The 11,306-nt window shown below is 46.6% G+C and carries 10 protein-coding genes; 4 read left to right on the top strand and 6 right to left on the bottom strand.

Annotated elements, in window-relative coordinates; translation table 11 throughout:
- The 4 genes from O9X78_RS08635 to O9X78_RS08620 all read left to right on the top strand — a co-directional run.
- The coding region (locus O9X78_RS08635; RefSeq protein ID WP_269619232.1) for an ATP-binding protein at positions 1 to 503 on the top strand (503 nt) is incomplete at its 5' end.
- Positions 504 to 760: 257 nt separating this feature from the next.
- Positions 761 to 1,333, top strand: coding sequence for a hypothetical protein (locus O9X78_RS08630; RefSeq protein ID WP_269619231.1), 573 nt, complete (start codon positions 761 to 763; stop codon positions 1,331 to 1,333).
- A 339-nt stretch (positions 1,334 to 1,672) separates the two neighbouring features.
- A complete protein-coding gene (locus O9X78_RS08625) occupies positions 1,673 to 2,182 on the top strand; it encodes a hypothetical protein (RefSeq protein WP_269619230.1) in 510 nt (169 codons plus the stop codon).
- 184 nt (positions 2,183 to 2,366) lie between these two features.
- Positions 2,367 to 2,906, top strand: coding sequence for a DUF6988 family protein (locus O9X78_RS08620; RefSeq protein WP_269619229.1), 540 nt, complete (start codon positions 2,367 to 2,369; stop codon positions 2,904 to 2,906).
- Positions 2,907 to 4,179: 1,273 nt separating this feature from the next.
- Here O9X78_RS08620 and O9X78_RS08615 read toward each other — a convergent pair.
- The 6 genes from O9X78_RS08615 to O9X78_RS08590 form a co-directional block, all read right to left on the bottom strand.
- Positions 4,180 to 4,944, bottom strand: a complete 765-nt coding sequence (locus tag O9X78_RS08615) for a phage antirepressor KilAC domain-containing protein (RefSeq protein ID WP_269619228.1) — start codon at positions 4,942 to 4,944, stop codon at positions 4,180 to 4,182.
- On the bottom strand, positions 4,944 to 5,801 hold the full coding sequence (locus O9X78_RS08610) for an LvrA C-terminal domain-related protein (RefSeq protein ID WP_269619227.1): 858 nt from the start codon (positions 5,799 to 5,801) through the stop codon (positions 4,944 to 4,946). The genes O9X78_RS08615 and O9X78_RS08610 overlap by 1 nt, the downstream gene beginning before the upstream one ends.
- Entirely contained in the window at positions 5,788 to 6,249 is a 462-nt protein-coding gene (locus O9X78_RS08605) for a hypothetical protein (RefSeq protein WP_269619226.1), read from the bottom strand. The genes O9X78_RS08610 and O9X78_RS08605 overlap by 14 nt, the downstream gene beginning before the upstream one ends.
- Complete coding sequence (locus tag O9X78_RS08600) at positions 6,246 to 6,479, bottom strand: hypothetical protein (RefSeq protein WP_269619225.1); 234 nt, start codon at positions 6,477 to 6,479, stop codon at positions 6,246 to 6,248. Before O9X78_RS08600 ends, O9X78_RS08605 begins: the two co-directional genes overlap by 4 nt.
- 142 nt (positions 6,480 to 6,621) lie before the next feature.
- A complete protein-coding gene (locus tag O9X78_RS08595; RefSeq protein ID WP_269619224.1) occupies positions 6,622 to 7,290 on the bottom strand; it encodes a hypothetical protein in 669 nt (222 codons plus the stop codon).
- Between the two features lie 150 nt (positions 7,291 to 7,440).
- Positions 7,441 to 10,893 (bottom strand): class I SAM-dependent DNA methyltransferase, encoded by a 3,453-nt coding sequence (locus tag O9X78_RS08590; RefSeq protein WP_269619223.1) that lies wholly within the window; start codon positions 10,891 to 10,893, stop codon positions 7,441 to 7,443.
- Between the last annotated feature and the right edge of the window lie 413 nt (positions 10,894 to 11,306).

Here is an 11,306-nt window from a genome sequence, read left to right as displayed (position 1 = left end):
TTGAGCAAGACGTAGAGTGGGCGCGCCGCAGTGACAACGTACTTTTGATTGGCCCGAGCGGCACAGGTAAAACACACCTTGCCAGCGCCTTGGGGCACGCACTAATCGAACAGGGCATTCGCTGTAAGTGCTTCCCAGCAATCGCCCTGGTACAGCATCTCCAGCAAGCCAAGCGCGATCTTGACCTCATGACCGCGATGACGCGACTGGATAAATACGCGGTCATTATCATTGACGATATTGGCTACGTGAAAAAGACGGATGCAGAAACAAATGTGCTGTTTGAATTTATCGCGCACCGATACGAAAGCGGTACGTTAATTGTGACGGCCAACCAACCCTTTAGCGCTTGGGACAGTATATTCACAGACGGAATGATGACCGTTGCCGCCATTGACCGCTTGATTCATCATGCCACCATCATTGAACTTGAGGGCGAAAGTTATCGTAAGCAACAATATGTTGAAAAGACTAAATCAGAAGTGAAAAGAGAAACCACCTAACCGGCCATCATAGTTGTCGCCGATCGGCCAAGATAGTTGACGCCAGACAATCAAAAGAAGTTATGGCATCTGTAATAGAGGTATATTGGTGTGAATCACCATCAACACCATTACACTCGGCTTACTTTCGTTTTTATACAAACAATAAGCATGTATTCAAATAAATGCCTAACAAGTCAAGGCAGCAACGCCACTTCGTGGCTGGGCGCGCTAACGCGCGTCGCTGTTTGAGACGTTATACGGATAGGAGCGCATAAATGAGTGCCAAGGAATTTGCTGCTCAACTTAAAACAACTATTGAAGGGCTTAGAGCGAACGGAACCGCTGCGATTTTTTGCGATAATTTAATTGCATATCTAGAGGAGGTGGTAAATTCGCCATCGCCGGTTGTAACTCAGGCTGAGCTTGAGCATTACAAGGCGCAGCTCCAAGTTTGGGTTGAGGCCGAGAAAAGGAATCACGTATCTGACTTGGAAATGTTTCGCTCTGTGATTCAGTCTGGGCAAAATGCCATAAAAACATCCTTTTTTCTTAATGGCGGTGCTTCGGTGGCACTATTAGCTTTCATCGGAAAGCTAACTGAAGAACAGCACTCCAGAATTCCATCATTTGCCTTAGCCTTAACAATTTTTGTTATGGGGGTTTTTTGCATCGCTATGACTTCTGGACTCACTTACCTAAGCCAATGGTTTTATGCGGAGTCCGAGCTGTGGAAGCAAAAAGTTGGGCTTGGTCTGAATGTAGCATCTATTCTGCTTGGATTGGCATCGTATGGATTTTTTATATGGGGCATGTGTCGAGCTTATGAGAGTTTTCTGGCATTCGTGTAACAAGCGCAAGTAACGGGACACAAAGAAGCCTACAGCTTTTTTGCGCTCATTAGGCCTCAAATGCGTCATGCGTATATTTTTAGTATCAACATAGTAAGGGCATACAAATGAGTCATAGAGAAGATACCCCAAAGAAGTGCCCAGCATGTAACGGGGGCTTTGTTACTGAAACTCTGAGTAGTTGGATATGTGCTGATTGCGGCGCAACCAAAGAAAATCCCGAGCGCAGGGAAAGAATTAAGCGAAAAATCAGCACCTAACAAGTTTAGGCAATCCAACAAATAACCCCGCCTTTGGCTCCGAAATTTTCCGTTGATAAAGGCGTTAGGAGCTACAAACATGCCCGAAGGCGTATGGCAAGTCATCATCGCAGCGGTTATTTCTAATACTGTCGTCCTTGGCGCTCTTGGCTTTCTCTTCAAATCGCTTATCGGTCACTTCCTAGATAAGGATGTAAATTCATATAAGTCCAAGCTAGAAGCAACAAATCTTAGAATGAATATTTCATTTGGAGGTATATACGCAGAACAAGCAAAAGCCCTATCTAGTCTTTATAAACATATGCTGGAACTTGAACTGTATGCTGAGTCCATACGTGAACCAAGCGAATGGAATGAATACCGAGACAAAATCAGAGCTGCTGCGAATCACTATCACACAGTAAGAATATACATCCCAGAATCGATGGATAACTTAATTCTAAATGTAATCACAGCGGCTCATGGTGTCCTTACCCAATCTCTTGACGGGCACACTCCCTCAGAGTTCGTGAAAAAGTTTCGTGAAGCGAAGGAATCTGCACTAGTAGCAATGAGGCGTCTTATGTCGGTAGAGGAATATTCATCCTAGTGCTCCAAACAAGGTGCTGAAATCGCTCATTTCATTCACTGTGACGGAGTTCCGTCACCCTTTAGCTTAATCGTTATGAATAGGGACACCATTGATAAACAGTCTTTTATCTCAATCTGCTGAACTTGAAAGTAAACTCTTGGAGCTTTTATCGCTCGCTCCTTTCGATGATTCGGAGAGAATCATGGCGAGCAGAGTCATGTGTAGTATTGTATTCGAGCATGCGGAAAGTGCAAAGATGCTGATTTCAGCTGGTAATTTAACCTCAGCGACGGGACTTGTTCGTCTTCAATATGAAGCCGTAGCCCGGGCAATGTGGCTCCTCTATGCGGCATCTGACGCCGATGTTTCAAGGTTAACCAGCGAGCTGACACAAGATACGGCCGGCAGAGCGAATAGGCTTCCGATGCTCAGCGAAATGCTTGAAAAATTGCAGGGTAAAGCTCCCCAAGGCCCAGTGGATATGCTGCTTGAATTCAAGGACTACTCTTGGAAGCCACTTAGTTCGTTCGTACACGGCGGTATTCATGCAATCCATCGCCACAGTAAAGGTTATCCAATTCCTTTACTCGAGCAGATAGTCCGAATATCCAATGGTGTGTCGGTAATGGTGGGTATGCTATTGATCATATTGCATGGCGGTACTGAGCATCGGGGCAAAATACCATCGATTCAAAGAGAATTTGCGGACTGCCTACCTGACACCAAGTCGCAAATCTCATAAAAAATGCAGACAAGGGACGCTCCCGCTGCAAGCGTTGAGTCTGTATAAAAACCCACCAACTTCCACCCGATTTGAGATTTCTTAGCATCAGCTTTTTACCATAAATTTCCCCCAGCGAACACCTTAAGAATTAATCAACAAGACAGCGCTATAAATGCTGGTACTAGGCGACCAATATCACGCAAAAATCTCTAAAGCCGCGGGGGATCTTGGGCGGCCTAAGCCAATATACGGATAAGCTATTTGAACTCAGCAGACTAAGCCATATCCAATCCAGTATGCACCAGAATTTTATGGCGCTCGGCCTCATTACAGTTGGTTTCGGAATCAGATAACCAGGTATGAATATGTAGGATGGCAATTCATTGTAACCATCCTTATCATGGTACTGAATTTCATTTCGCTTTTTCATGTATGTGAACCACCTACGAACTTTCGTCACTAGCGCTGGCCAAGTGCTAGATTAATACTTTAACAACACACAATTCACGCTCTTTTTTAGACCGCCATAAGCAAATGATCATTCGTTAACCCTTGGCGCTTCGACTCCAAACTTCTTAGCTAGGAGTCCATTCGCTTGTGCTCTTAAATACATATGCCTTGAACGCAGGAGTGCGCGCCGCCTATACGAACAAGGGGCCAACAGAGCACGCTTAAGCGCCTCCTCCGCCTTATCTCGTCGGCATATAGCTCGACCATAGGCGTCTTGTAACTTTGAGTAGTACGTCAGTTTCAGGCAATCACGACAGTAGAAACGATTTACCGTCGCCAGATAAAGCACTAGGCGCCGACGGGAACACTCCGGGCACAAGAACCACCAGCGCTCCCCACCAAAATTTGGGAGCGTCGTCGTCATTTCAACAAACTGCGTATAGTTCAAATTTCCGCTCACGGGCCATTTTAATTTTATACCGCTGCTTCGCATACGCCACTCCAGTGCTCCTTTCTCATTTCTAATTCTACCTACCCAGCTTAAAACCCCAGACGCTCCTGAACACAGTACCCAATCGCGATTCATCTGACGGAGATCAATGCGACATGTGTTTTCAACGTAATTACTAATACGGGCTCTAGGCCCACTGCCAATTCCACCCACTCTGCCCCCTTTTCATCGAAATGATTAGCAAAAGACCTATATTATTTGTTCAACTCGCCTTTCCGATTTGAACTCCAGAAGTCTAAATACCAATCTGGCACATTCCGCTTTGAATACAGGTCTCGCTAACTCCGCGCACTGCATGCACCCCTCTCACCTACCCTGACCTCGCAACAATCATGCTACGGCTCCATTGTTCTCGTATAACTCTTGAAGTTTGGCCAACCCTTTTCCAGTTATTAAGGTAGTAACCGAGTGCTGCAAGCCCTGATTTGGATGGTTCCAGCTTCTTAGCTTCACGTAGAGGTAGCCCCGTTCAATCATTAATTGGTAAGGTTCGTTTTTGTCATTAATCCATCTATTTTGGCGCAGAAACGAGAACAAACGTTTACTGCCTGTATTAAGCACTTTGGCAGCCTTGCCCACAGAAATAGCGTCGTCAGCAAGCACAACTCTGTCGTAAAAGTTGACTTTAGGACGGTTGGTCTCAAGCTCAGCTGAAAGGCGCTCCTGCGCTGCCTGCGCCGCGATGCGCATGACCTCGGTTTCTCTCATCATATCGATTAGATCAAGCCTAGTAGGTACCTTAGGCTGCTGCAGCTTGCCAGTATGGTAATTAATAAACACTTGATTAACCCTAAGCTGAAACACAGAACTGATCCATCCTGCGTAACTAACCGCCAACAACTCATGAGCGAATGTGCCGGGCGCTATTCCTCCCTTGATCGTATTGATCGGATTTTGGGCTAAGCCCTCTGACGGGCTTAGGGTTTGAAGCACCAGAACAAGGTCTTGCGCCTGTTCGGTTGCCAGCCACTTTGAGGGTCGCTTGTGATCAGCCAGCCCACTTGCGTGGTGAAGTGCATTTAAATTGAACCGCCCCTCGTTGTCGGTAGTTATCTCAACACCCGCAATCACAGGAAATCTAATAATATTACTCATTACAAAAGCCCCTTCGCCCAATCACTGTCTGCGTGTTTATCGATAAACCCGTTAACACTCCCATTAATAGGAACCACGCCGCCCGACTTGCTGCGAGCGATCAGCTCATCATTCCAGCGTTCATTGTTCAGGTATGTTGACGCATGCGGGATATAATCTTTCTTATCAAGCGACCAATCGCCAATACTCAGTCGTTCGGAAATATTGTTCCTAATATCGGTGGCTAACTGCTTGTTGGGTTTAAGTTTTCTCCATGCTTTCTCGGCCTGCTTTTTCCCGATATTTGTTGGATAGAGACCCCAAAACTCTTCAAACATCCGCTGTTCTTCCTCTCTAGCGACGATTTGAGATTGGCTCTGCGAATCGCCGGGCTTCCAACCGAAGGAATCAGGAATCAGATTAAGGGAATCAGGAATCGGGTTAAGGGAATCAGCATGATCACTCCCGTATGTGCACGTTACAGCTCCGGATTTATCTCGATTAATCGTGAGACTTGTAAAATCAATGATTTGGCGAGCCCCCTCAGTAAAAGGTGGTACTGACGGCCCCTTATCTCGCTCATTCTTATGCGGATTCTGATGAACGAGAAAGTTGGGTATGTTGAGGTAGATTTTCTCGCCGTCGGAATAGAACCGAACAAATCCAGATTTATCCAGATCAATAGCGAGTTGATCGATGTCGCAGTCATCATAGGGAAGCAACTGAGCTTTTACCCGCCGACCTCTCCACTCCAGATTCCCTGCACAATCGGCCAGCGTCCAAAGTCCGCAGAAAAGCAAGCGGCCTAGCGGCGAGTTGCTTTCCGCTAGAGCGTCGTTAGTAAAGAATGCTGGCTTAATATTCCTAGCTCTGGCCATTGTTTACCCCCACTAACCCACCGTCGGTCTTTACTAGGTGCCAAACATGTACATCAGAGGTGCCACCATAGCGGTTCGTAAGAGGTATAGCGGGCCGCTGACATAAGGCATAAAGTCCAACCCGAGCCAAAACACCATGGTTTAACTCACCAAGGCGGTTCGGCGGCCAACATACAGCACAATCGCGTGCGATTTCATGGGTGTAAGCACCTTCAGGGCGGTCAACCAAATAGTTTAGAATCCGGATTTTCTGTGGGGCAGTTACAATCCGCAACGCAAGGGAAACTCGGCCGCTAATTGTGTCCGGCAGCACTTCGTGATGCAAAACCTGCAGGTTGGTGATAGAGTTGGTATCGGTGGTACTTGCTGAGCCACTATTCTCATGGAGTCCGGCGGTTGCACCCGCTGGACTTTCATTCGCACTAAGCTCGTTCGCTATTTTTGTCATTGAGCCAACCCTCCTTGGAGGATAGCCGCATGTGCTAATTGTCGCTGACCAGCAGAGTAGTAATTCCTGCTTTCAATTAAAATATCCGGGCTCGGAATAATCTTCTTTTTCTTCCAGCGCCACCAAGTAACATCACTGCGGTTTCCGCACTCTCTGCGAACTTGAGACTCAGGGAACATAAGTACCCCGTCATCTTTTGACTTCTCAGCTTCTAAATTGGATTGAGACATTCGATACTTCCCATGTGAGTTGGACACGGGTATATCTTGGTCAGTGAAGCCTTGCTAATCCACGTATAACTACATGAAATATAATAACAATTTAAAAAAGGCTGCAGCCTTTTCGTGATTTGCAAAAAGTCTGGTAGCCTTTTTACAGTCCCCTCAATATTTTACGGGCCTCCTCTATCGCATCGGTCACTATTTTCAATAATTCTCCCGAACCCTCCTTATAATACTTAGCCGCCTTCCTAACATTTAAATCGGCTGCTTCCTCTCTCATTCTTAAAATGCGTCCGCTGATGTCAGCATGAGGATTAGCTCGCACATCACCAGTGATCCAAACCCGAATGTCATGCTTTCGTTTCTCTGCACGCTCTTTGGTTTTCTCTGTTCCCGTTTTTTGACGCACCTGCAAACCTCTAATTGTTTTAGCCTGGTCAGCAACAACGTCCAAATAATTAATTTCTGCCACCGACATACCTAACTGATACATGGAAACAGCCAAGCCAGCAAAATCATCTTGCCTCATTGAATCTATTGCTCCCCAATGTGCGAGGGCAATAGCGACATCGACTGGTTGATTAGTTCCAAACATATCGCTATGTAAACGTTGTTTGGGGCAATTTGCCTTATAGCGTACTAATTCATTGCCGATGTTTTTTACCACTTTGAACAAGTATTCCTCCGCCGACATAGGTATTGGTTTACCGTCAGAATCAAAAAAACCTGGGGGGTGGAACGGTATTTTTAATTGAAGGTATGTAAACTCTCCGTCAATTTCGACATGGTGGATATTCTCTTCGCTATCAGGATTATTCATCTTGCACCCTACGTAACACCCCAAAACCCCGGTAAGGTCACTAGGTAGGCGCCTTACCAGTTGGTCGACCTATACCGGAGATAACCTCAATAATTAGCTACGAATAGCGCTAACAATAGTAGCGAGAGCCAAGGTTTCCATTGGTAACGTTCACACTAAATGCCACGTCCCCGCACTCGAATCGTGCTCTGCAACACCTACCGCAACAAGCGACTTCAAGCCTTCCTCTACGGATTTAATCGGTTTGCGCTTAAATAGCTCGGCTAAACTGTCCGTCGTATGTGAGCGCTGCGCTAGTTCCTCACGGAGTAACCGCAACTGCTCAGGGATCGCTTTTGGAAAAGTTGCCTTACCTTTACTTGAGGCAACCTCTAATTTCGCCGCCACATTACGATGGGTAATATCTGCCTGTTGCAGGCGTGAGTCGGGAGCTTGGAATTCAGCCCGAAGCCAATGTACAAGTCCTTGGGCTTCGTCTTGAATACGCCGTTTATTAAGCTCGACCATACGTATTAGCAGCTCTTCCTCTGCTTTCATTTGATCAAATCGTTTATCCGGCAGCAGTGTCGTGGCACCTGGTCGGCCAACCAATCTATCAGCTAAGTCGGCCCAGCCGTAGGCGTTAAAAACCGCCCTATCAAGCTCGTCATGCAGTTCCAACAGAACAGAAACTAGGCCTTGGCGATGAAGAATCTTTTCTTTTTCCGACAGCTCTTCATCAGCCCTAAGTTTTTCGAGTACGTTGTACATGCCTGTTAGGGTAAGACCGGGGTATTCCGATTGCTGTTGTTTTCTAAGGGCATCGAGTTTCCCAGCTAAAACCCCTATTCCATTTTCCTGAGAATTTGTTGCGGCGGGAAATGGGAATGTCTCGAAACAACGAGTTTTGTTGTACCTGGAATCATTCCCTACGCCCAATCGACCGCCAGCGGAAAGCGCCCAAGCAATATGTAATCGACTTGACAAAACTCCTAGAACGTAACTTGAGTCGGAGCCTATATTGACTAACATTTGGTCTGGAAGCACCTCCCCATCGAGAAAAACAAATAGCCGATGCTTAGCTGTCATAACCGTAGCAATATAACGTTTCAATCCTCGTAATGAAGCCCGAAGATCGTCGTTGTTTCTCCTGTGGAGCCACCACTTCTTCCTAAGGTCCGAATCTCGGTTAACGTCCCGTTCGGGTTTAACCTTGTTTAGTAGCCATTGATATAGTTTAGGGTAGCGATCTAATACTTGTTCGGAGCTCAGGCCGTAGCAATCGATAACATATAGGCCTCTAGATGTGCCAGACACATCTTTACCATTTAGGTAGGGCCTAATTGGCGCGTCACGCTCAAACTCATGCCGATCACTAGAATGAACCAACATTCCTGATCCATGCGGAATCACGCCTGTAGCGCTAATCATAGAGTTCGCGGTTAAAGGCTTGGTTGACGAAATATCTGCACCTATAGTCAGAGTACTGTAGATATGTCCAATTCGCGTCGAAAATACAACGTCATAAAAATCTCCGGACGAGACCTCCTTTTGAGCAATATTTAGCACGCCAGGCTTGATTCCTGATTCACATGCAGTCATTGATATTCTAACAGCAGCACCATTATTACCATCAACCCATGGGTGATCAGGAACCGCAAATACAAGCGAAATTGCTTTCGTAGCATCTTTTAATCGAGGCTCTAAGACTCTTCGATTATATGTTTGACTAATACTGTTAGTTGTTATGAAGCCAAACCTTTGAATACGATTATCTCTTAGCTTGTTTGCCGCAATAGCCCACCAATACATTACAAAGTCGACTGAGTCCGGGACCTCTCCTTTGTATGCTTGACGTAGTGCATCAACATAACCACCCCCAAGTGCGGATCGAATTCTAAGTTTGCCTATAAAGGGTGGGTTCCCCAATATATAGTCGGCTTCTGGCCATTCCGCCTGACGAGGGTTATCGTAGCTGTAGACAGGTGCCCTACCTGCCTCATCGGGAATCAGCTCACCAGTAGTGGGACTTCGTTTCATACTAATACCATCCCAGATTGTCACTGGATCGCCATTTACGTCTAACTCAAGATCACGGCTGTCGTAGGTTATTAGTGCGTCGCGACATTCAATATTTTTGAAATCGCGGAGGATGGGCTCAGGTAAATCCAGTCTGTCGTTCAACCGGTAATGCCACTGAAGATAGCCAATCCAAAGTACCAATTCAGCAATCTGTGCGGCGCGGGGGTTAATCTCCAGCCCCAAGAACTGATGCGGGTCTACGGTTAGGCCATCACCTTCCAGAAGTGCCTGCCCCTGGGTTAGCTCCGAAAGGAATCCGAGGACCTCCCCTTCTAATCGCTTCATGTGTTCTAGGGCCACATATAGAAAGTTCGCGCTGCCGCAGGCCGGATCTAAAACACGGATTTGGCAGAGTCGATAATGAAAGCCCTGTATTTCTTGTAACGCTTTATCTTGTTTACCTTGACGCAATAGGGTTTCTGCAGCGCCGCGAACATCACCCCACTGCTCTCGCAGGGGGTCTATCAAGGTAGGCATCACCAAGCGCTCAACATAGGCCCGCGGCGTGTAGTGGGCGCCTAGTTTGTGGCGTTCACGAGGATCTAGTGCCCGTTCTAATAGAGTTCCGAAGATTGCAGGTTCAACAAATCGCCAATCAGCCTTGGCTGCGTCAATCAGTAATTGAATTTGATCAACATCGAGTGGAATAGGATCAATATCTTTGAACAAGCCACCGTTAAAACGCTTAATGGTTTTCATCAAGCGCTCACTATAGCCACCGGTGTTCATGGTTTCCCAAAGCGCCTTTACGGCATGCGGGAAAGCTTCAGGATTACGGTCTTTCACGTCCACGAGCAGATCATGGAACGATGATTCAGGGAGCAGCTCTACGTCTTCCGCAAACATGGTAAACAAACAGCGCTTTAAAAAGCTAGCAACCCGCTCAACGTCATATCCACTCTGCTCTAGTGACTTCGCCAGCTCTGCAAGCTTGGTACTGACTTGCTTAGTAACCAGAGCTGCACGCTTGCTAGGGTCAAGCTTTTCAGGGTCCAGCCACAACTGGCGCAGTCGATTCTGAATCTCTGGGTCGTGTAGATCATCAAGGCGAATTTCATAACTACGAGGATCAGGGAACGGAACGTAATTGCCACCTGTCCGTGTAAACTCCGAAAAAGTGTAAATTGCATTACCAACGTCTACCACGACGATAAACGGGGGCCGGCCATGTTCAATCTCGCTCTGAGGCAGCCCTCGGATATAGCGCTCGGCTTGGGCCACAGCGGCGTTTATCGCGTTCTGATGGCTTAACGAGGCCAGCTCCTTACCAGTTTGCTTTCCTTCAAGTATGAAGCAGTCACGGCGATAAAGGTCTATAAAACGGTTGTCGGTATTGCCATCGACACGGGCAGAAGCAATAAACCGCTCAAACACATAAGAGTTCTTGCTAGTATCGCCCTCCCCAGGTTCCGGCAGCGGGAGTTCAAGCAATGTACATAGGTCGCGCATGAAGGATTGGAAGTTCGAGCGCTCACTCCCTGAGTTACCTTTCCAGCGATTGAGAAAATTATCTATGGCAATGGGATCTGCAATGACCTCCAAGTTAGCTACTCCTTAGCAACGCGTTTTTATTGCCAATGATTCTACCTGTATTCAAACCGACTTGGGTACGCATACAGCGCTAATTTTCAACATCAGAATTCAGTACAAGTAATGCGCATTCATTCAAAAACAAAGCTCGGTTGAAATGACAATACCAGGCCATGACTGCGCCGCACCTTTAGCTGCACCGACGGAAAGTCGGCGCCAACAAATAACACTGCTATTTCATTGATTTATCTTGAAGTAGGTTTAAGATCGAGAGAAATGGATTTTCACAACTATAATAGGGAACGTATCTTGCTACCTCAAGTAATCTTTATGGCCTGTAACCCGCTAATAAGTCATTGTTTTTAGAGATTAAGCCAACTGTAGTATGAAGCAAAAATCAATAGACCAGCACAGCTAGCAGCCTA

This window comes from Zhongshania aquatica, assembly GCF_027257955.1.
In the GTDB taxonomy this organism is placed as follows: Bacteria; Pseudomonadota; Gammaproteobacteria; order Pseudomonadales; family Spongiibacteraceae; genus Spongiibacter; species Spongiibacter aquatica.
The sequence above is the reverse complement of the archived record's forward strand: the minus strand, read 5'-3'. Positions and strand labels throughout refer to the sequence as shown.